Origin of the sequence: Humibacter sp., assembly GCF_035547335.1 — a bacterium.
Classification (GTDB): Bacteria; Actinomycetota; Actinomycetes; order Actinomycetales; family Microbacteriaceae; genus Humibacter.
In genome coordinates, this window is sequence record NZ_DASZVF010000075.1 from 22,879 (window position 1) to 42,814 (window position 19,936).

Genomic DNA, 19,936 nt, shown 5'->3' on the forward strand with positions numbered 1-19,936 from the left:
AAACTGTGCGGCGGACACTCGTCCATCTTCCGTACTTCCCTGAAGGAGACCGTTGTGGCTTTGATCGAGGCTGTAGGCGCTCGCGAGATTCTGGATTCCCGCGGCAACCCGACCGTCGAGGTCGAGGTGCTCCTCGAGGACGGCACCGTCGCCCGCGCGGCCGTCCCCTCCGGTGCATCCACTGGCGCGTTCGAGGCCTACGAGCTCCGTGACGGCGACAAGTCCCGATACGGCGGCAAGGGCGTCGAGAAGGCGGTCGACGCCGTGCTCGACGAGCTCGGCCCGGCGATCGAAGGGTTCGAGGCATCCGAGCAGCGTTCCGTCGACGCCGCGCTCATCGAGGTCGACGGCACCGAGAACAAGAGCCGGGTCGGCGCCAACGCCATTCTCGGCGTCAGCCTCGCCGTCGCCCGTGCGGCAGCGGATGCCGCCGACCTGCCGCTCTTCCGCTACGTCGGCGGACCCAACGCCCACGTTCTTCCGGTGCCGCTGTTCAACGTGATCAACGGGGGAGAGCACGCTGACAACGGCATCGACATGCAGGAGTTCTTCCTCGCGCCCATCGGCGCCTCGTCGTTCCGCGAAGCACTGCGCTGGGGTGCAGAGACCTACCACGTTCTCAAGTCCGAGCTCAAGGCGGCCGGCTTCAGCACCGGGCTCGGCGACGAAGGCGGCTTCGCGCCCGACCTCCCGAGCAACCGTGAGGGACTCGACTTCCTCGTGAAGGCCATCGAGAAGGCGGGCTTCACCCCCGGCACCGACATCGCGCTCGGACTGGATGCCGCGGCCACCGAGTTCTTCGAGGACGGCGTGTACACGCTCGACAAGAAGCAGTGGACGGCGCCGGAGCTCATCGACTACTACGCCGACCTCGTCGACTCGTACCCGATCCTCACGATCGAAGACGGCCTCGCCGAGGACGACTGGGAGAACTGGCAGCTGCTCACGGAGAAGCTCGGCAAGAAGATCCAGCTCGTCGGCGACGACCTGTTCGTGACCAACCCCGAGCGTCTCGCCCGCGGCATCGAGCTCGGCGTCGCCAACTCGCTGCTCGTGAAGGTCAACCAGATCGGCACGCTCACGGAGACCCTGGACGCCGTGGCGCTGGCGCACCGTTCCGGCTACACGACCATGTTCTCGCACCGTTCGGGCGAGACCGAGGACACGACCATCGCCGACCTCGTGGTCGCCGTCAACTCCGGCCAGATCAAGAGCGGTGCGCCAGCGCGCAGCGAGCGCGTCGCCAAGTACAACCAGCTGCTGCGTATCGAGGAGGAGCTCGACACGGCGGCCGTCTACGCCGGACGCAGCGCCTTCCCGCGCTTCACGGCGTAGCCTCACGACGATCGTGGCGGGCATGCAACAGACTGGAGACATGCCCGCCTCGAACCGTCGCGCGTCCGCGTCGTGGCTGCGCGGCATCCGCTTCTCGTGGTTCAGCCTCGTGATGCTCGGCCTCGTCGTGCTCGGCGTGCTCGTCGTGGCGCCGACGCTGCACCTCTACGTCGACCAGCAGCACGAGATCGCGCGACTCGAGCAGGCCAACGCGGAGACGGCGAAGAAGGTCACCGATCTCCACAAGCAGGCGGCGGACTGGAGCGACCCCGACTACATCAAGGCGCAGGCCAGGGAGCGCCTCCTGTTCGTCATGCCGGGGGAGACCAGCTATCTTGTGATCGACGATCGCCCGCCTGCGCCGAAGAAGCAGGACGCGCCCGTGAGTTCCAGCATCCAGACCACCAAGTCGGACTGGCTCACCAGCCTCTCGGGATCGTTCATCACCGCGGGCCTGACCGATCAGACCGCATCCCAGCTTTCGAAGTGACCTCATGACAACACCCCCGTTCGACGCCGTGGATGCGCGCGACATCGAGATCGTGTCTGCACAGCTCGGGCGCCCGGCCCGCGGCGTCATCGGCATCGCCGCACGCTGTGTCTGCGGTGCGCCGACCGTCGTCGCCACCGCGCCGCGTCTGCCTGACGGCACGCCGTTCCCCACCCTGTACTACCTCAGCCATCCGGCCGCGACGGCGGCGCTCTCGCGCCTCGAGGCATCCGGTGTGATGGCGGAGTTCACCGGGATGCTCGAAGATGACGAAGTGTTGCGCGCCGCCTACCAGCGCGCCCACGTCGCCTACCTCGCCGACCGCGACCGCGTCGAACACGTCGACGAGATCGACGGTTTCTCGGCCGGTGGCATGCCCAGCAGAGTGAAGTGCCTGCACGCTCTTGCCGCGCATTCCCTGGCGGCGGGGCCGGGCGTCAACCCGATCGGCGATCTCGCGCTGGCCCGCGCCGACTGGTCGCAGGATGCCTGTGAATGTGCTGACTACCCAGTGCGGTAGATTAGACGCATACTTTTCGTTTCAAGGAGACGCTGCACTGTGCCCAAAATCCTGATCGTCGGCGGCGGTTACGCCGGTTTCTACACGGCGTGGAAACTCGAGAAGTGGCTGCGCAAGGGAGAGGCCGAGGTCACGCTCGTCGACCCTCTGCCCTACATGACGTACCAGCCCTTCCTTCCCGAGGTCGCCGCCGGTGAGATCGAGCCGCGGCACGCGGTCGTCTCGCACCGCCGCCACCTCAAGCGGACCAACGTCATCACGGCCAAGGTCACTTATGTGAACCACGCCGAGAAGAAGGCCACCATCACGCCCGCCATCGGCGAGCCGTGGGAGTTCGAGTACGACCAGGTCGTGGTCACGGCGGGCGCCGTGAGCCGCACCTTCCCGATCCCGGGTGTCGCCGACCAGGCCATCGGGCTCAAGAACATCGAAGAGGCCGTCGCCATCCGCGACCGCATCCTCGGCAACTTCGACAAGGCGGCGTCCCTTCCCGCCGGGCCGGAGCGCGACCGCCTGCTCACGTTCGTCGTGGTCGGCGGCGGCTTCGCCGGCATCGAGGTGTTCGCCGAGATGCGCGCCTTCGCGAGCGCCCTGCTCAAGCAGTACCCGCAGATCTCGTTCGAGGACACGCACTTCCACCTCATCGAGGCGATGGGCCGGATCATGCCCGAGGTGTCGCTTCCCACGAGCCACTGGGTGATCAAGAATCTGGCCCAACGCGGCGCTGAGATCCACCTCGAGACCCAGCTCTCCAGCGCGGTCGACGGGCACATCGAGCTGTCGACGGGGGAGAGCTTCGACTCCGACCTGATCGTCTGGACCGCAGGTGTCATGGCGAACCCCGAGATCGTGCGGCACACCGACCTGCCGATCGAGGAGCGCGGTCGTCTTCGCGTTCGCGCCGACCTGCGAGTGGGCACCGACGACGAGATCATCGCGGATGCCTGGGGCTGCGGCGACGTCGCGGCCGTTCCCGACCTCACGGGCATGGGCGTCGGCGGATACTGCGTGCCGAATGCGCAGCACGCCGTGCGCCAGGCCAAGCTGCTCGCGAAGAACATCGTCGCGTCGCTGCGCGGTGAGGGCATCAGGGAGTACTTCCACAAGAGCCTCGGAGCCGTCGCCGGTCTCGGTCTCGGCATCGGTGTCTACCAGTACCGCAAGCTCGCCATCAAGGGCCTGATCGCGTGGTTCATGCACCGCGGATACCACGGCCTCGCCATGCCGAGCTGGGAGCGCAAGTTGCGCGTGGTCGGAGACTGGGTGCTCGACTTCCTGCTCGGTCGCGACAACGTGTCGCTGGCGACCACCCAGAACCCGCGCGCGGTGTTCGAGGAGTTCGCGGCTCGCCCGAAGCCCGCTGTCGAGGCTGCCGCCCCGAAGGTCGAGGCCAAGAAGAGCGACGCGAAGGAGCCTGCGAAGGCATCCGTCGCCGGCTGAATATCGTGACGCAAACGGCCACGCGGAATCCGATTCCGCGTGGCCGTTCGCGTCCCGCGTGCGGTTGGGCGCCGGACCCTTCACGAGATCGCGCTTCACTGACAGAAAACGCGCTTGATCCGGTGTCGGTGAGCATTCTCTGTCAGTGAGACGGGGTCTCTTGAGCGCAACAGGGTCTCGTGCGAGCGCAGACGTCCTCGGGACGCGACGGCGGATGCCGGATGGCCGCGCCGCGGGGTGCACTAACCTACGTGTGACCCCGCTCGATGGGGCGCCCCCGTAGCCCAATCGGCAGAGGCAGGCGACTTAAAATCGCCGCAGTCTGGGTTCGAGTCCCAGCGGGGGCACACGCGATCGAGATCCCGAAAAGGGCGCTTGCGCACTTTTCCGCGCCGGACGACCGGACAGGCGTGGCCGGGGGCCGCGAAGACGACGCACACGACCGTGAGGCCACCAGACAAGCGCTCGCCGTCATCCCGCGCGCCCCCATCGGCTGCGGGGATCGTTGCGCCATCCATATGACCCAGCGCACCGATATCACCCAGCGAGCCGAGCGGCCCGAAGCGGGACGAACGGCTGCGGTACGGGGAAGCGGCTTTCGTCCAATAGGTTAGGTATGCCTAAGCCTCCGATCGGAAGAGAGTGTGCGTGACCACAGGCACCGTCATCGTGATGGGCATCGTCGCGGGTGGGACGATCTTCATCGGCCTTCCGATCGGAAGACTTCGAGCACGAGGCGTTGGCCTGCGGGCACTCCTCAACGCCATCACCATCGGGGTCCTGCTCTTCCTGCTCTGGGACGTGCTCGCGCACGCCGTCGACCCGGTGGATGCCGCGCTCACGGCAGCGACGGGCGGCGGGTCGTGGTGGCCGTTCATCGGGCTCGCCGCGCTGTTGTTCGCCGGACTCACCGTTGGCCTCATCGGGCTCGTCGCCTATGACCGCTGGATCGGCCGCCGACCTCGCGAGCTGCACCTGCCGATCCATGGCGTGCTCCGGCTCGGCGACCCCGCCAGCAGGCTCGCGTTCCTCATCGCGGTCGGAATCGGGCTGCACAACTTCTCCGAGGGTCTCGCGATCGGGCAGTCGGCCGCCTCTGGGCAATTGCAGCTCGCGGTCACCCTTGTCATCGGATTCGCCCTGCATAACGCGACGGAGGGCTTCGGCATCACAGCACCGATGGCGGCGTCGTCCGTACGACCGCGCTGGGGTCAACTGGCGATGCTCGGCGTGATCGGCGGCGGTCCCACTTTGGTGGGGACACTGCTCGGCAGCGTGGTGGTCAACGACGCGCTAGGCCTGGTCTTCCTGGCGCTCGCCGCGGGATCGATCATCTACGTGCTCGTGCAGTTGATCGGGGTCGCGCTCAAGATGGGCCGCGGATACACGCTCTACGTCGGAGTCATGATCGGCCTGATCGCCGGCTTCGTGACGGACTTCATCGTCAGCGCCGGCGGAGCGTAGGTCACGCCGGCATCGTCACCCGGCGCGGACCTGACCGACGGTGCCGCTCACACCCCCGAGACGTGGAAGATCCGTCCGATGATGAAGGTGGCCGCCAGTGCGATCGCGCCTCCGATCACGACTCGCAGTGCGGCTCTCCAGCGCGAGCTCCCGCCGATCGCTGCGGCGGCGTACCCCGTGAGCCCGAGCGCCACGATGACGGCGGCAAAGGTGATCGGGATGCGATACGCCGGCGGGAGCAGGATCGTCAGCATCGGCAGCGCGCCGCCGACGAAGAATGACAGTGCCGACGCCAGCGCGGCGTGCCACGGACTGACGACGTCGTCGGGGTCGATGTCGAGCTCCGCCGAGAGGTGCGCGCGAAGGGCGTCGTGCTCGGTGAGCTCGGTCGCGACCAGGTACGCGGTCTTCTCCGACAGCCCTTTCGCCCGGTAGAGCCCGGCGAGCTCCTCGAACTCCTCCTCCGGCATGGTGGCGAGCTCCTCGGTCTCCTTCGCGATCAGCGCTCGCTCGCTGTCGCGCTGACTGCTGACCGACACGTATTCCCCGAGCGCCATCGAAACCGCTCCGCCGACGAGCGCAGCAAGACCTGCCACCACGATGGGGCCGATACCGGTTGTCGCACCCGCGACGCCGACGACGATCGCCGCCACCGACACGATTCCGTCGTTCGCCCCCAGCACGCCGGCGCGAAGCCAGTTCAGCCGCTGCGCCATCCCGCCGCGATGCGGCTCATCTTCATGCTGACCCGGTACGGGAACATTCTCTTCGGACATGTTCGAAGCACATCACACGTCGCGCGTCGTATCCAGCAAGGCTTGGCATACCTGAACCCGCCCCTGGCGTGCGTCCGCGCTGGCGATCATGCATACTGGGGCGATTGACCCAGTTCGGTTGACGGGCCCTTCCGTCGGTCCCGTTCTCTCTGTTCAACGAGGAGCAGGAGCAGTTCGTGCACAACCACCTCACACCACGATCCGAACGGCTCCGCGCATGACGCGCATGTCGGTGTCCGAGCGTCGCACCGCGCTGGTCGACGCGGCCCTGCGCGTGATCGCGCGCGACGCTGTCGCCGGCGCGACGACCCGCGCTATCGCGTCGGAGGCGGGGATGCCGCAGGCATCCTTCCACTACGCGTTCGAGTCCCGCGACGAGCTGATGCGCGAGGTCGTGAGACACGTGCTCGAGCAGGAGGAGAGATCGATCCTGCCCGCGATGGCGCCGACATCCGCTCCCGCTGACATGCGCGAGGCGCTGAAGAGCGGCTTGGAGCACTACTTCGCCGGCATCGCCGCCGATCCGGATCACGAGCGCGCCATGCTCGAGCTCTCCCAGTACTCGCAGCGAACGCCGGGTGCCGAGCACCTCGCCCGGCTGCAGTACGAGAGCTACTTCGCTCTCGCGGTCACCTCGCTTCGCGCCGCCGCCGAACTCGTCGATGCGCGGTGGAGCCGGCCGGTCGAGGAGATCGGCTGCATGATCGTGGCCCTCACCGACGGACTGACGTCGACCTGGCTCGCCACGAGAGACGATGCCGCGGCGCATCGGTTCATCGACTTCGCGGCGGATGCCATCGCCCGGCTCAGCGAACCGCTCTCGCCGAGCGAAGCCGAGGCCGCTGCCGCCTCGCGGAACCGGCTGTCGACGGGAGCGCAGGCATGACCGCCGACAACGCGACGGCCGGCCGGGCGCCATCGACCGTCGGCGTCTTCTCCGAGCCGGTCCGTCCGGTGGGCGGGCGATGGATCGCGGCGTTCGCCCTCGCCTGGCTCGGCGTCTGGATGGCCCAGCTCACACCGGTGCAGCTACTGCTCCCGGCACAGATCCAGGACCAACTGAGAACCGACGACTGGGTGCAGAACGTGGTGGCGTTCGGCATCATCTCCGGGATCTCGGCTTTGTGCGCCATCGTCGCCTTCCCCGTGACCGGCGCGCTCTCCGACCGCACGACCAGCAGACTCGGTCGACGCCGGCCGTGGATCGCCGCCGGCGCCCTGATCTTCGCCCTGTCGTTGCTGGTGCTCGGCGTGCAGCACAGCATGGTGGGCATCGGCGTCTTCTGGTGCCTCGCACTGACCGGGTTCTGCGTACTCACGGCCGCGCTGACCGCGACCATCAGCGACCAGGTCCCGGTGGATCAGCGAGGGTACGTCTCCGGCTGGCTCTCCGCGCCGCAAGCCGTCGGCATCATCGCGGGCATCCTCCTCGTCACGATGCTCGCGCTCGGCACGTTCCTCGGATACGCCGCCATGGCCGTTCTCCTCGTAGTGCTCGTCATCCCGTTCCTGTTCATTCCGGATGCCGTGCTTCTGCGCGAGCAGCGTTCGCCCTGGTCGTTCCGCGGCATGGTCGACTCGCTCTGGATCAGCCCCAAGCGCTACCCCGACTTCGGCTGGACCCTGCTCAGCCGCGTGCTGGTCAACTTCGGGAATGCGTTCGGCACGAGCCTGCTGCTGTACTTCCTCGAGTTCGGGCTCGGTGACAAGCACGCCGAAGACGACCTCATCGTGCTCGTGCTCATCTACATGGTGTTCGTCATCCTCGCGGCCCTCGTGCTCGGCCGCCTGTCCGACGTGCTCGGCAGGCGCAAGGCGTTCGTCTTCCTGTCCTCGACGCTGCAGGCGCTGGCCGCGCTCATCCTCGCCTTCGTTCCGCTGTTCAGCGTCGCGATGGTGGCGGCCGGACTCCTGGGGCTGGGCTACGGATGCTTCCTGGCCGTCGACCAGGCGCTGGCGACGCAGGTTCTTCCCGACCCCGAGACGCGCGGCAAGGACCTCGGGATCATGAACATCGCGACGGCCGTGCCGCAGGCGGCGGCACCGCTGCTCGGCGCGCTCCTGGTCTTCGTCGCGGGCTTCACCGGCCTCTTCATCATGGGCGCCGTCTTCGCCTTCGCGGGTGCCGTTGCGGTGTCGCGAGTGAGGTCGGTGCGCTGATGACCGTCAGCACGGATGGCTTCGCCCCGATGCCCGACTACCGCAACGACAACATCCGGAGACCTCCCCTCCCATGAACCAGATCGACATCTCCCTGCCCCCAGCAGCCTCCCGCCGTCGCTGGGGCAATCCCGCGTTGTACTGGCCGTCGCTGACCGCCGCGACGGCGCACCTGGATGCGCCCGTCGCGGTGCTCGAGCTCGACGCACTGCGCGCGAACGCGCACGACATGCTCCGCCGCGCGGCAGGCACGACGATCAGGATCGCCTCGAAGTCCGTGCGCGTGCGCGACGTGCTCGACGCGGCTCTCGCGCTGCCCGGCTTCCGCGGCGTGCTCGCCTACACGCTGCCCGAAGCGCTGTGGCTGTCCGAAGGCGACGACGACCACGCGGCCATCGAGGATGTTGTGCTCGGCTACCCGAGCGCGGACCGCACCGCGATCCGCCGGCTGGCCTCGTCGCCTGAGCTCGCCCGTCGCGTGACGCTCATGGTCGACTCCGTCGAGCACCTCGACTTCATCGACCGCGTGGTGGCGCCGGACGAGCGGGAGAACCTGCGTGTCGCCCTCGAACTGGATGCCTCGTGGCTCGGCCCGGTCGGCCGAATCGGCGTCTTCCGGTCGCCGGTGCACACCGCGGACGAGGCCGCGGCCCTGGCGGCGCACATCGTCTCCCGGCCCGGATACACGCTCGTCGGCATGATGGCGTACGAGGCTCAGATCGCCGGGCAGGGCGACGCTCCGCGCGGTCGGCCGGGATACGCCGCGACAGTTCGCTGGATGCAACGCAACTCGAAGGCGGAGCTGCTCGAGCGCCGGGCGGGAGCGGTGGCCGCCGTGCGCGCCATCGCCGACCTGGAGTTCGTCAACGGCGGCGGCACGGGCTCGCTGGAGTATACCTCCGCCGATCCGTCGGTCACCGAGATCGGTGCCGGCAGTGGGCTCCTCGGTGGCCATCTGTTCGACAACTACCGGGCGTTCTCGCCCGCGCCCGCCGCCGCGTTCGCCCTCGACGTCGTGCGCAAGGCGGAGCGCGGCAGCGCGACCATGCTCGGGGGAGGGTGGGTGGCATCCGGTCCGCCTGCGCCGGACCGTCTGCCGGCCATCGCGTGGCCGACCGGCTTGCACATGGCTCCCCGAGAGATGGCCGGGGAGGTGCAGACCCCGGTCAGCGGCGACAACGCGGCGGGACTGCGTCTGGGCGATCGGGTGTGGTTCCGGCACACGAAGTCGGGCGAGCTGAGCGAGCACGTCGACGAGTTCGCCCTGGTCGAGGGCGGCGCGGTCGTCGGCTCCGCTCGCACATATCGCGGCGAGGGGAAGGCGTTCCTGTGACGGCCACGGGCGCTGTGTGGCGCAACTGGGGCCGGAGCGAGAGAATCCGGCCCGCGCGAGTCGAGCGTCCTCGCGATGCCGAGGCGGTGCAGCGGGCCGTCGTGGCGGCGGCCGAGCGTGGGCTCCACGTCAAACCGGTCGGCGCCGGTCACAGCTTCTCCGGTATCGCGGTGGCCCCTGGCGTACAGCTCGACCTCTACCAGCTGAGCGGCGTGATCTCGGTCGACGAGGCGTCCCGTCGCGTGACGCTCGGCGCGGGAACCAACCTCTACCGGCTGCCCGAGCTGCTCGCGCCGTACGGGCTCGCGCTGGAGAACATGGGCGACATCGACAGGCAGACCATCGCGGGCGCCACCTCGACGGGCACCCATGGCACAGGTGGCCGGTTCGGCGGGCTCGCGACGCAGATCGTCGGCGTCACGCTCGTCACGGGCCATGGGTCCCTCCTCGAGGTGACGGAGACCGACAACGCCGAGCTGCTGCCCGCCGTCCGGCTCGGCCTCGGAGCGCTCGGCGTGCTCGTCGACGTCACGATCCAGTGCGTACCGGCGTTCCTGCTGCACGCCGTCGAGCGCTCCGAGCCGCTCGACGAGGTGCTGGATGCCTACCTCGAGCGGTCCGCGAACGAGGATCACTTCGAGTTCTACTGGTTCCCGCACACCGAGACCGCTGTCACGAAGACGAACACGCGCCTGGATGCCGGTGCCGAACGGCGCCCTCGGGGTCGCCTCGGCGCGTGGGTGGGGGACGAGCTGATCGCCAACGGTGCCTATCGCGGCATCTGTGCGCTCGGATCCGTGATTCCGCCGCTGGTGCCGTCCGTGAACCGCCTCGCCGGCAGGCTGATGGGCAACGGCGAGTTCACGGACGACTCACCGCGCGTCTTCGTCAGCGACCGTTCCGTGCGGTTCCGCGAGATGGAGTACGCGCTGCCTCGTGGGGCGGTGCCGCACGCGCTCCGCGAGGTGGACGAGCTCATCCGCACGAGGGGATGGCGCATCTCGTTCCCCGTCGAGGTGCGCTCCGCAGCGGCCGACGAGAACTGGATGTCGACGGCGTACGGCCGCGACACCGGCTACATCGCCGTGCACCGCTACTTCCGCGAAGACCCCACCGAGTACTTCGCCGCCGTCGAGGCCATCATGCGCGGCCACGACGGGCGCCCGCACTGGGGCAAGATGCACGGACGCACCGTCGACGATCTTCGCCCCGCGTACCCGCGCTTCGACGACTTCGTCGCAGCACGCGACCGGCTGGATCCGGCCGGCGTCTTCGAGAACCGCTACCTCAGGTCGGTGCTCGGGCCGGTGAAGGTGCGCGCCTCGGGCGGGTGACGCCGTCGGACCCCGTTCGACCGGCCGCAGGAGCGTGGGAGAGGATGCCCGGCTGCCGTTCTCCTCGTTGCCGGCTGTGCGCCGGCCAGGCCATTGCTCCGAGTGTCGTGGGAACGGGCAGAGCGTCGTAGGCCTCCGAGTAAGATGACCGGGTGTCGTCAGGACACGCCCGCCCAACGCTCGCAAGGAGTAGCACGCCATGGAATGGCTGATCCCCGTCATCATCATCGTCGTGATTCTGGTGATCATCGGCATCTACTTCTGGGCGACGTACAACTCGCTCGTCACGCTGAACGTACGCGTGGACGAGGCGTGGAGCGACATCACGGTGCAGCTCAAGCGGCGTGCCGATCTCATCCCGAATCTGATCGAGACCGTCAAGGGTTATGCTTCGCACGAGAAGACCGTCTTCGAAGACGTGACGAAGGCCCGTGCCGAGACCCTGTCCGCCAGTGGACCGGCGGAGGCGTCGGTGGCGGAGAACCACATCCAGTCGGCGCTGAAGAGCATCTTCGCGGTGGCCGAGGCGTATCCGCAGCTGCAGGCGAGCCAGAACTTCCTCCGACTGCAGTCCGACCTGGTCGACACCGAAGACAAGATCCAGGCGGCGCGACGGTTCTACAACGGCGGGGTGCGCGAGTTCAACACGAAGATCCGGGTGTTCCCGAACAACATCTTCGCCAGGCGGCTCGGATTCACCGCGCGCGAGTTCTTCGAGGTCGCTGACGCGAACGCGATCGCCGAGCCTCCGCGCGTGCAGTTCTAGCCGGCCGGCGCACCGTAACGCACCAGGCATCCGTCGACCACAGGGCACCCGTGTATGTATAGGGCGATCGCCGCGAACAAGCGGAACACAGTGTTCATCATCTTCTTCTTCCTGGTGATCATCGGCCTGCTCGGCTGGCTCGCCAGCTACCTCTTCAACAGTTGGACGATCCTCATCGTCGTGATGGTGGTGGCCATCGCGTACGCGCTCATCCAGTACTTCGCGGCATCCGGCCAGGCGATCATGGCCTCGGGGGCCGTGGAGATCCAGAAGTCCGACAACCCCCGGCTGTGGAACACCGTCGAGAACCTCTCCATCGCCACCGGCATGCCGATGCCGAAGGTGTACATCATCAACGACCCTGCGCCCAACGCGTTCGCGACGGGACGCGATCCGCAGCATGCCGTGGTGGCTGCGACCACCGGATTGCTCGACATCATGGATGACAGCGAGCTCGAAGGCGTGATGGCGCACGAGCTCGGACACGTGCGCAACTACGACATCCGGGTGTCGATGATCGTCTTCGGCCTCACGGTCGCCGTCGGCCTCGTCGCCGACATCCTCTTGCGCATGAGCATGTTCGGCGCGTTCGCGGGCGGCAACAACCGCAACAACAACAACGGCGGAGGGGGAGGCAACCCGATCCTGCTGATCGTCGGCATCGTCGCCCTCGTTCTCGCGCCGCTGATGGCCTCGCTCGTGCAGCTCGCCGTCTCGCGGCAGCGCGAGTATCTGGCGGATGCCACGAGCGCCATGACCACGAGGAACCCCGACGAGCTGGCGAGCGCGCTGGCCAAGCTCGAGCAGTACGGGCGACCGATGCGCAGGCAGAACAGCTCGATGGCGCACCTGTGGATCGCGAACCCGTTGAAGCCGACGCTGATGAGCAGGCTCTTCTCTACGCACCCGCCGATCGAGGAGCGCATCGCCCGTCTGAAGAAGATCGGCAGCACGTTCTGAGCACATGCTGACCGGTCAGCGTCGCGTTCCGGTCGGGCAGAGATCTCGTAGCTGAGAAACCCCTTGACGCGCACTGACCGCTGGGTGAAAGGTTGTCTCTGCGCTGGACCCCGCAGACGGGGGACGAGACGGCGCCCGGAACGCTCGGCGACCGTCGGGCTGTCCGGAGGCTTCGAGAAGTGTCAAGGAGACGAAGGTGTCCGACCCCGACATTCCCACCCGAGCGCCCGCGAGGCCCGTTCCCTACGTGATCGCCGGCATCCTGATCGCTCTCGCGATCATCATGCCGCTGATCGTGCCCATCTACGCGTCGGCCGAACCGGCCCTGTGGGGCATGCCGTTCTTCTACTGGTACCAGTTGCTCTGGGTGTTCATCGCAGCAGGGCTTCTCGGTGTCGCCTACCTCATCATGCGCAAGGAGGACAGGCGCCGCCGTGACGCCGTGCGCGGGCACGACGCGCGGCCTGCCGAGCCGAGGGAGGGCGACCGATGACCGCTCACCTGCTCGCCCTCGCCGGCCAGGCGGTCGCCGCGACCGGGCCGGATGCGCACGGCAACCGGCCCGTCAACTGGGTGGCGCTCATCGTCGTGATCGTGCTTTTCGTCGTCGTTGCGGTGATCGGCTTCCTCGCCTCGCGGTGGCGTACGGATCCGAGCGCGCGCGGCCTCAACTCGCTCGACGAGTGGGGTCTCGGCGGCCGGGGATTCGGCACCTGGATCACATGGTTCCTGCTCGGCGGCGACCTGTACACGGCGTACACGTTCGTCGCGGTGCCTGCCGCCATGTGGGCATCCGGTGCCGTGAGCGGATTCTTCGCCGTTCCGTACACGATCGTGCTGTACCCGATCGTGTTCCTGCTGATGAGCAGGCTCTGGTCGGTCTCGCACCGGCACGGGTACGTGACCCCGGCCGACTTCGTGGGCGGTCGTTACGGAAGCAGGTGGCTCTCCGTCGCCGTGGCCGTCACGGGCATCATCGCCACGATGCCGTACATCGCGTTGCAGCTGGTCGGCATCAAGGCGGTGCTCACGGTGCTCGGGCTGGGCTCGAACACCAACCCGTTCATGGCCGACCTGCCGCTGATCATCGCGTTCATCGTGCTCGCCGCCTACACGTACACGGGAGGTCTGCGCGCGCCCGCGCTGATCGCGATCGTCAAGGATGTGCTGATCTACATCGCGATCATCGTCGCCATCGCCTACCTGCCTGCGCACTTCGGCGGCTGGGACGGCATCTTCGGCGCGGCCGACAAGAAGCTGAGCGCCACCAACCCGGCGACGGGCGCACCGTTCGGGGCCGTCATCCCGGGAGCCGGCAGCTTCAACGCCTACTGGACGCTGGCCCTGGGCAGCGCCATGGCGCTGTTCATGTACCCGCACTCCGTGACCGGGCTCCTGGCGACGAAGAGCCGCAACACGATCCGGCGCAACGCCATGGTGCTGCCGTTGTACTCGCTGATGCTGGGGTTCCTCGCCCTTCTCGGATACGTGGCGATCAAGGCCGGAACGCAGCCGATCGACACCAACGGAGCCGTCAACGCGCAGCTGGTGGTGCCACAGCTGTTCCTCGACTCGTTCCCCTCGTGGTTCAGCGGCATCGCGCTCGCGGCCATCGCCATCGGGGCGCTGGTGCCCGCTGCGATCATGTCGATCGCCGCATCCAACCTGTTCACTCGCAACATCTACCGGGACCTGTTCAAGAAGAACGCCACGCAGAAGCACGAGGCGAACGTCTCCAAGCTCGTGTCATTGCTCGTGAAGCTCGGCGCGCTGGTGTTCGTGCTGGGCATGGATCAGTCCTCGGCGATCAACCTGCAGCTGCTCGGCGGCATCTGGATCCTGCAGACGTTCCCGGCGATCGTGGCAGGCCTCTACACGAGGTGGTTCAACAAGTGGGCGCTGTTCGCGGGATGGGCGGCAGGCATCCTGTACGGCACGATCGCGGCGTACAACGTGATCAACCCCGCGACGCACGCTCACTTCGGCGGCTCGATAGCGCCGTTCCCGTTCACGACCGTGCCCGTCTACATCGGGGTCTCGGCGTTCGTGCTGAACGCGCTCATCGCGGTCGTGGTGACGCTCGTGCTTCGTCTGTTCAAGGTCAAGGACACGACGGACGTCACCCGCCCGTCCGACTACGGCGCAGACGAGAACGACCCGAAGGTGGCGGCCATCGAGCAGCGGCAGCCTCCGCTCGAGCCGGAGTTGGACAGCCGCGGCGCCTGAGCCCCGGAGTCTGATCCGCCGGAGCCTGATCCGACGGAGATCGGCGGAGCGATCGTCGCCGGAGCGGAGGGTCTCGCCGCGAGCCCTCCGGTCCGGCGGACGCGCCACGCCGCGACGATCAGGCGGCTTCGGCGATCGCGGAGCGCAACGCACCGGCCAGCGTTCCGCGGTCTCGTACGTGCACGGCGGACAACCCCTGCCACTCGGCGGCATCCCTGAGCAGCTCCGCGAGCCTGCCAGGGGTGTCCGCGTCGGCCTCCGCCTCCGCCCAGGCGGCCTGCACGATGAGCACTCCGGCCTTCCGGTCGCTCTTCAGATCGACCCGTCCCACGATCGCCTCGTCTTGGAGGATGGGCAGCACGTAGTATCCGTAGACCCGCCTCGGCGCGGGCGTGTAGATCTCGATGCGGTAGTCGAGTCCGAACATGCGCAACGCCCGCGCCCGCTCCCACACGATCGGGTCGAACGGCGACAACAGCGCGGATGCCCGCACCTCCCGCGGCAGCCGCGCGTCGGCGTCCAGCCACACAGGGAGCGGCTTTCCCGCCCGTTCCCACCCGGCGACCTGGACCTGTCGCACGGTTCCGGCATCCTCGAGGTCGCGCAACGCCTGCACGGCCGGCGCGGACTTGAGCCGGTAGTAGTCGGCGATGTCGCTGAGTGTGCCGATGCCGAGCGCACGCACCGACCGTCGCACGAGCTCGCGCACGGCATCCGCCGTCTCGACGCGCTCCTCGAGCACCGCCGCCGGGAACACCTGCTCCGGAAGGGCGTAGCGCCGCTCGAACCTGTTGCGCCCCGCGATGGCCACGTCGCCGAACCGGAAGAGCAGCTCGAGCGTGCGTTTCACATCCGACCAGCCCCACCACGGACCTTTGCGCACGTTGTCCTCGTGCTCCATCTCGCTGGCGGCCATCGGGCCGTTGGCGGCGAGCGCGTCCAGCACCCAACTGGCCGTGCGGCCGTGCGAGGCGTTCCAGGCATCCGCATCGGGCGCGTACTTTGCGCGGAACTCGTCCATGCGCCAGCGGAACAGCGGGCGGTCCTCCCTGCGCACGAACGCCGCCTCGTGAGCGACGTACTCTGTGTGTGGCGCACGCGGCCGCAGTGTGATCGCGTCGAGCAGACCTTTGTCGTAGGCGCCCAGCCTCGCGAAGACGGGAAGGTAGTGGCTGCGCTCGAACACGTTGACGGAGTCGATCTGCAGCAGGCCGATGCGGTCCAGCAACCCGTTGAGCTGCCGCGTGCCCACCGTGGCGGGCCGGGGACGTCCGAACCCCTGCGCAGCCAGTGCCACGCGACGCGCCAGAGCAGGAGAGATGGTCGCCGGACGAGCGGAGGATGCCACGCCGCGACACTACCGGCATCCCCCGACAACGAACGGCACGTCGCCGAGGGTCAGGTCCGACGACCGGCACGGCGCGGTCGAACCCATGGCAGCGGCAAATAGACTTGCCAGATGGCCCGACCAGCAGAGCCGAACCATCCTGCCGAGGAGGACGTCGAGTCCTCGGTTCCGCCCGGTGTCCGCCTCGCCGCGTCGTGGTCGTGGCGACTGCTGCTGATCGGCGCGGTCATCGCCGTCGTGGTCTTCCTCATCGTGCAGCTGCGCCTCATCGTCGTGCCGGTGCTCATCGCCGTGCTGCTCGCGGCTCTGCTCGTGCCGTTCGTCGACTGGCTCGTGCGCCTGCACTGGCCGCGTTGGCTGGCCATCGTCGTCGCGCTGGTCGCCGTGGTCGTGGTCGTCGGCGGTCTCGTCGTGCTCGTGGTCTGGCAGATCCGGGGCGAGGCGCACGCCCTGCAGCACAGGAGCGTGCAGGCCTTCGACGCGTTCAAGCAGTGGCTGCAGAGCCCGCCGCTCGAGCTCACGGACCAGCAGATCGACAGCTATGTCGCCCAGGCCGTGAAGGCGCTGCAGCAGGACAGCCAGGTGCTCATCTCCGGCGCGCTCTCGATCGGCTCGACCCTCGGACACGTGCTCACGGGCGCGCTCCTAACCGCATTCAGCACCCTGTTCATCCTGATCGACGGCAAGGGGATCTGGTCGTGGATCGTCCGCATCTTCCCTCGCACGGCACGCCCGGCAGCGGACGGCGCCGGCAGGGCCGGGTGGACGACGCTCACGAGCTTCGCCCGGGTGCAGGTGCTCGTGGCATCCATCGACGCGCTCGGCATCGGGCTCGTCGCCTTCTTCCTGGGCTTGCCGCTGGTCATCCCGATCGCCGTGATCGTGTTCCTCGGGTCGTTCATCCCGATCGTCGGCGCCGTCGTCACGGGCGCACTGGCCGTCGTCGTCGCGCTCGTCTACAACGGCTGGGTGGCGGCGATCGTCATGCTCGCGGGCGTGCTCGCCGTGCAGCAGCTCGAGGGCCACGTGCTCCAGCCCCTCATCATGGGCTCGGCCGTCAAGGTGCACCCGCTCGCCGTGGTGCTGGTCGTGGCGGCGGGATCGCTGCTCGCGGGCATCCCCGGAGCGCTCTTCGCCGTGCCGTTCGCGGCCGTGCTCAACGTGATGGTGAGATATGTGTCGTCAGAGGCGTGGCGGTCGGGGCCCGACGTTCCGTACGCCGGCCCGCCGGAGGCGCTGTGGCGCACGGTTCCGCGTTCCCGGCGCTGGCGCGACAGACGGGATGCCGCCTCGTCGTAGCGCGCACGCGGCCGCGTCCACCCCGCTCGGGTCGGCCCTGGCTCGGGCGTGAGCGCTCGACCGGGGTTCGGCTCGGGTCCACCCCGGCCCATGTCATCGGCGGCATGGACCTCACCGTAAACTGTGCCGGTGACGTCCGTGAGCGAAACTCCTCGTCCCTTCACCGTCGGCCCCGGCCTGGATGAGATCGAGCGTGCCCACGAGATCGTCGCCCGCGTCGCGAAGAAGACGCCCGTCGAGACCTCCAACTACCTCACGGAGCTTCTCGGGTCGCCCGTGCTGCTCAAGTGCGAGAACCTGCAGCGCACCGGGTCGTACAAGATCCGCGGCGCCTACTACATGATGTCCAAGCTCACCGAGGAGCAGCGAGCGCGCGGCGTCGTCGCCGCATCGGCGGGAAACCACGCTCAGGGTGTCGCGTTCGCCGCCCGCGAGCTCGGAGTCAAGGCGACGATCTTCATGCCGCTCGGCGTCGCCCTCCCCAAGCTGCAGGCGACGAGGGACTACGGCGCTCACGTGGTGCTGGGCGGCGCGACGGTGGATGAGCCGCTGCGAGCGGCCGCCGAGTTCGCCAGGGACACCGGGGCGATCCTCGTGCCGCCGTTCGACCACGCCGACGTCATCGCGGGCCAGGCGGCTCTGGGCCTCGACATCCTCGACGACGTTCCCGACGTCGACACGGTCATCGTGCCCATCGGCGGGGGAGGGCTCATCGCCGGCGTGGCCTCCGCCGTCAAGCAGCGGGCGCGCGAACACGGCCGCGAGATCCGGGTGATCGGAGTGCAGGCGGAGAACGCCGCAGCCTTCCCGGTGTCGCTGAAGGCAGGGGAACCGACCGACATCGCCGTCGGGCCGACCATCTCCGATGGCATCGCCGTGGGGCGCCCGGGCGCCCTGAACTTCGAGATCGTGAAGTCGCTCGTCGACGACGTCGTCACCGTGAGCGACGACGACACGGCGAGGGCGCTGCTCGTGCTGCTCGAGCGGTCGAAGCTCGTCGTGGAGCCGGCCGGCGCCGTGGGCGTCGCCGCTCTGCTGTCGGGCGCGGTGCAGGCATCCGCCGTCGACCTGGGTCGCACCGTGATCGTGCTCTCCGGAGGCAACATCGACCCGCTGCTCATGCAGAGGGTGGTGGATGCCGGCCTCGCCGTCTCGGACCGCTACCTCAAGCTGCGCCTCATGCTTCCCGACCGGCCAGGCCAGCTGGCGCGCACCTCAGAACTCATCGCGGCGGCGAACGCCAACGTGGTCGAGGTGCTGCACACGCGCCACGGCAACGGGCTGCAGATCAGCCAGGTCGAACTCGAGGTCAGCGTCGAGACCCGCGGGCCCGATCACAAGGCCGACGTCGTTCGCATCCTGCGCGAAGCGGGCTACGACCCGATCGTCGACTAAGGGCCGGCGTCGGGGTAGCCCGACCTCGCGGAGCGTCTGCTACTGACCGGTCCAGGTCTGCACGTCGGTCACCTTGACTTCGATCGTGCGTCCGTTGGGAGCCGTGTAGGTCGTCGAGTCGCCGACACTGAGACCGAGGATGGCCGCACCGAGCGGGCTCGCCTCGCTGTACACAGACAGCTCGCTGCCGTCGCCGATCTCACGGTTGCCGATGATGAAGGTGTCCTCGTCGCCGGCGATGACGGCCGTGACGACAGTGCCCGGCTCCACGACCCCGCGGCTCTGCGGCGCTTCGCCGACCTTGGCGTGACGCAGCAATTCCGTCAGCTGGGCGATACGGGCCTCCTGGACGCCCTGGGCGTCCTTCGCGGCGTGATAGCCCCCGTTCTCCTTGAGGTCACCCTCTTCCCTGGCGGCTTCGATGCGCTTGGCGATCTCGCTGCGGCCGACGGTGCTGAGGTGCTCGAGTTCAGCGGCGAGACGGTCGTACGCCTCCTGGGTCAGGAAGGTGACCTGCGTGTCCTGGGACATGTGAACTCCTACGGATGGGGAGGTGAAAAGGGCCTATCAACATGTACGCCCCGACGTGTCCGTCAGGGCGTATCAGGAAATCCTACGTCAGCGGGCCGCGGAAGGCCAGCAGGAGTCGACCGTTCCGCTCACGCTGGGCTGGGCCGTTCGCACCGTCGTCGTCACCGAGCGGGTGGACTTCTGCGACGGCGCGAGCTGCACGATCTTCCATCCGGTGACGGTGAAATCCACGTCCTGCGCCTCCACGGCGCACGCCACCCAGGTGCCGGCATCCGCCGATACCGTGAACGACACCGTGACGTGCCGCGAGTCCACGACCTGATTGGCTCCGGTGTCGACCGACACCCCCGAGCCGCGCAGCTGGTCGAGCCCCGCCCACAGCGTCCAGCAGACCATGGCCACCACGATGAAGGCTCCGAGTGCCACGAGCAGCCAGCGGTCGCGCCGCCTGGTGCGGTCCGTGCGACCGTAGCGGGAGCCGACGGCCGACGACCCGCCCGCGCCGGCCGCACCGGATGCCGTGGGTTCGGGCACGAGGCGACCTCCGGTATCGAGCGAT

At 68.3% G+C, this 19,936-nt stretch carries 19 protein-coding genes and 1 tRNA gene; 16 read left to right on the top strand and 4 right to left on the bottom strand.

The window, feature by feature from the left end; all coding sequences use genetic code 11:
* Positions 1-54 precede the first annotated feature (54 nt).
* The 6 genes from eno (at position 55) to VHB92_RS15030 (ending at position 5,249) form a co-directional block, all read left to right on the top strand.
* Complete coding sequence (gene eno / locus VHB92_RS15005; protein ID WP_325454572.1) at positions 55-1,335, top strand: phosphopyruvate hydratase; 1,281 nt, start codon at positions 55-57, stop codon at positions 1,333-1,335.
* 40 nt (positions 1,336-1,375) lie between these two features.
* Positions 1,376-1,825, top strand: coding sequence for a septum formation initiator family protein (locus VHB92_RS15010; protein WP_325454573.1), 450 nt, complete (start codon positions 1,376-1,378; stop codon positions 1,823-1,825).
* 4 nt (positions 1,826-1,829) lie between these two features.
* The gene (locus VHB92_RS15015; protein WP_325454574.1) at positions 1,830-2,345 is read left to right on the top strand and encodes a DUF501 domain-containing protein; all 516 of its coding nucleotides are present in this window, start codon (positions 1,830-1,832) and stop codon (positions 2,343-2,345) included.
* 39 nt (positions 2,346-2,384) lie between these two features.
* Positions 2,385-3,785 (top strand): NAD(P)/FAD-dependent oxidoreductase, encoded by a 1,401-nt coding sequence (locus VHB92_RS15020; protein WP_325454575.1) that lies wholly within the window; start codon positions 2,385-2,387, stop codon positions 3,783-3,785.
* Positions 3,786-4,058: 273 nt separating this feature from the next.
* Positions 4,059-4,132: transfer RNA gene (locus VHB92_RS15025), tRNA-Leu, on the top strand.
* 301 nt (positions 4,133-4,433) lie between these two features.
* The gene (locus VHB92_RS15030; RefSeq protein WP_325454576.1) at positions 4,434-5,249 is read left to right on the top strand and encodes a ZIP family metal transporter; all 816 of its coding nucleotides are present in this window, start codon (positions 4,434-4,436) and stop codon (positions 5,247-5,249) included.
* A gap of 47 nt (positions 5,250-5,296) precedes the next feature.
* Here VHB92_RS15030 and VHB92_RS15035 read toward each other — a convergent pair whose 3' ends face one another.
* A complete protein-coding gene (locus VHB92_RS15035) occupies positions 5,297-6,025 on the bottom strand; it encodes a VIT family protein (RefSeq protein WP_325454577.1) in 729 nt (242 codons plus the stop codon).
* Between the two features lie 217 nt (positions 6,026-6,242).
* On the opposite strand from VHB92_RS15035, the gene VHB92_RS15040 reads away from it, so the two are divergent.
* From VHB92_RS15040 to mctP, 8 genes are all read left to right on the top strand, one after another.
* The gene (locus VHB92_RS15040; protein WP_325454578.1) at positions 6,243-6,911 is read left to right on the top strand and encodes a TetR/AcrR family transcriptional regulator; all 669 of its coding nucleotides are present in this window, start codon (positions 6,243-6,245) and stop codon (positions 6,909-6,911) included.
* On the top strand, positions 6,908-8,185 hold the full coding sequence (locus VHB92_RS15045) for an MFS transporter (RefSeq protein ID WP_325454579.1): 1,278 nt from the start codon (positions 6,908-6,910) through the stop codon (positions 8,183-8,185). The genes VHB92_RS15040 and VHB92_RS15045 overlap by 4 nt, the downstream gene beginning before the upstream one ends.
* Before the next feature lie 73 nt (positions 8,186-8,258).
* Complete coding sequence (locus VHB92_RS15050; protein ID WP_325454580.1) at positions 8,259-9,518, top strand: alanine racemase; 1,260 nt, start codon at positions 8,259-8,261, stop codon at positions 9,516-9,518.
* Positions 9,515-10,852 carry a D-arabinono-1,4-lactone oxidase gene (locus VHB92_RS15055; RefSeq protein ID WP_325454581.1) on the top strand — a complete coding sequence of 446 codons (1,338 nt, stop codon included), beginning with the start codon at positions 9,515-9,517 and terminating at the stop codon, positions 10,850-10,852. Before VHB92_RS15050 ends, VHB92_RS15055 begins: the two co-directional genes overlap by 4 nt.
* A 199-nt stretch (positions 10,853-11,051) precedes the next feature.
* A complete protein-coding gene (locus VHB92_RS15060) occupies positions 11,052-11,618 on the top strand; it encodes a LemA family protein (RefSeq protein WP_325454582.1) in 567 nt (188 codons plus the stop codon).
* A gap of 54 nt (positions 11,619-11,672) precedes the next feature.
* Positions 11,673-12,578, top strand: coding sequence for a M48 family metalloprotease (locus VHB92_RS15065; RefSeq protein ID WP_325454583.1), 906 nt, complete (start codon positions 11,673-11,675; stop codon positions 12,576-12,578).
* A gap of 196 nt (positions 12,579-12,774) precedes the next feature.
* The gene (locus VHB92_RS15070; RefSeq protein ID WP_325454584.1) at positions 12,775-13,071 is read left to right on the top strand and encodes a DUF3311 domain-containing protein; all 297 of its coding nucleotides are present in this window, start codon (positions 12,775-12,777) and stop codon (positions 13,069-13,071) included.
* On the top strand, positions 13,068-14,804 hold the full coding sequence (gene mctP / locus VHB92_RS15075; protein ID WP_325454585.1) for a monocarboxylate uptake permease MctP: 1,737 nt from the start codon (positions 13,068-13,070) through the stop codon (positions 14,802-14,804). Before VHB92_RS15070 ends, mctP begins: the two co-directional genes overlap by 4 nt.
* 118 nt (positions 14,805-14,922) lie before the next feature.
* On the opposite strand, the gene VHB92_RS15080 is transcribed toward mctP, so the two are convergent.
* On the bottom strand, positions 14,923-16,152 hold the full coding sequence (locus VHB92_RS15080) for a winged helix-turn-helix domain-containing protein (protein WP_325454586.1): 1,230 nt from the start codon (positions 16,150-16,152) through the stop codon (positions 14,923-14,925).
* A 111-nt stretch (positions 16,153-16,263) separates the two neighbouring features.
* Here VHB92_RS15080 and VHB92_RS15085 point away from each other — a divergent pair, with 111 nt between their 5' ends.
* Together VHB92_RS15085 and ilvA are read left to right on the top strand one after the other, a co-directional pair.
* On the top strand, positions 16,264-17,451 hold the full coding sequence (locus VHB92_RS15085; protein WP_325454587.1) for an AI-2E family transporter: 1,188 nt from the start codon (positions 16,264-16,266) through the stop codon (positions 17,449-17,451).
* 138 nt (positions 17,452-17,589) lie between these two features.
* Positions 17,590-18,846 (top strand): threonine ammonia-lyase, encoded by a 1,257-nt coding sequence (gene ilvA, locus VHB92_RS15090; RefSeq protein WP_325454588.1) that lies wholly within the window; start codon positions 17,590-17,592, stop codon positions 18,844-18,846.
* Positions 18,847-18,885: 39 nt separating this feature from the next.
* On the opposite strand, the gene greA is transcribed toward ilvA, so the two are convergent.
* Entirely contained in the window at positions 18,886-19,377 is a 492-nt protein-coding gene (gene greA / locus VHB92_RS15095; RefSeq protein ID WP_325454589.1) for a transcription elongation factor GreA, read from the bottom strand.
* An 87-nt stretch (positions 19,378-19,464) separates the two neighbouring features.
* Entirely contained in the window at positions 19,465-19,911 is a 447-nt protein-coding gene (locus VHB92_RS15100) for a DUF4307 domain-containing protein (RefSeq protein WP_325454590.1), read from the bottom strand.
* Between the last annotated feature and the right edge of the window lie 25 nt (positions 19,912-19,936).

Bases quoted from the DNA above. Each gene is read 5' to 3' on its own strand.
- VHB92_RS15040 (WP_325454578.1), top strand. From the start codon at position 6,243: ATGACGCGCATGTCGGTGTCCGAGCGTCGCACCGCGCTGGTCGACGCG.
- VHB92_RS15050 (WP_325454580.1), top strand. From the start codon at position 8,259: ATGAACCAGATCGACATCTCCCTGCCCCCAGCAGCCTCCCGCCGTCGC.
- VHB92_RS15065 (WP_325454583.1), top strand. From the start codon at position 11,673: ATGTATAGGGCGATCGCCGCGAACAAGCGGAACACAGTGTTCATCATC.
- VHB92_RS15010 (WP_325454573.1), top strand. From the start codon at position 1,376: ATGCCCGCCTCGAACCGTCGCGCGTCCGCGTCGTGGCTGCGCGGCATC.
- VHB92_RS15035 (WP_325454577.1), bottom strand. From the start codon at position 6,025: ATGTCCGAAGAGAATGTTCCCGTACCGGGTCAGCATGAAGATGAGCCG.
- VHB92_RS15085 (WP_325454587.1), top strand. From the start codon at position 16,264: ATGGCCCGACCAGCAGAGCCGAACCATCCTGCCGAGGAGGACGTCGAG.
- VHB92_RS15015 (WP_325454574.1), top strand. From the start codon at position 1,830: ATGACAACACCCCCGTTCGACGCCGTGGATGCGCGCGACATCGAGATC.
- VHB92_RS15060 (WP_325454582.1), top strand. From the start codon at position 11,052: ATGGAATGGCTGATCCCCGTCATCATCATCGTCGTGATTCTGGTGATC.
- mctP (WP_325454585.1), top strand. From the start codon at position 13,068: ATGACCGCTCACCTGCTCGCCCTCGCCGGCCAGGCGGTCGCCGCGACC.
- VHB92_RS15045 (WP_325454579.1), top strand. From the start codon at position 6,908: ATGACCGCCGACAACGCGACGGCCGGCCGGGCGCCATCGACCGTCGGC.
- greA (WP_325454589.1), bottom strand. From the start codon at position 19,377: ATGTCCCAGGACACGCAGGTCACCTTCCTGACCCAGGAGGCGTACGAC.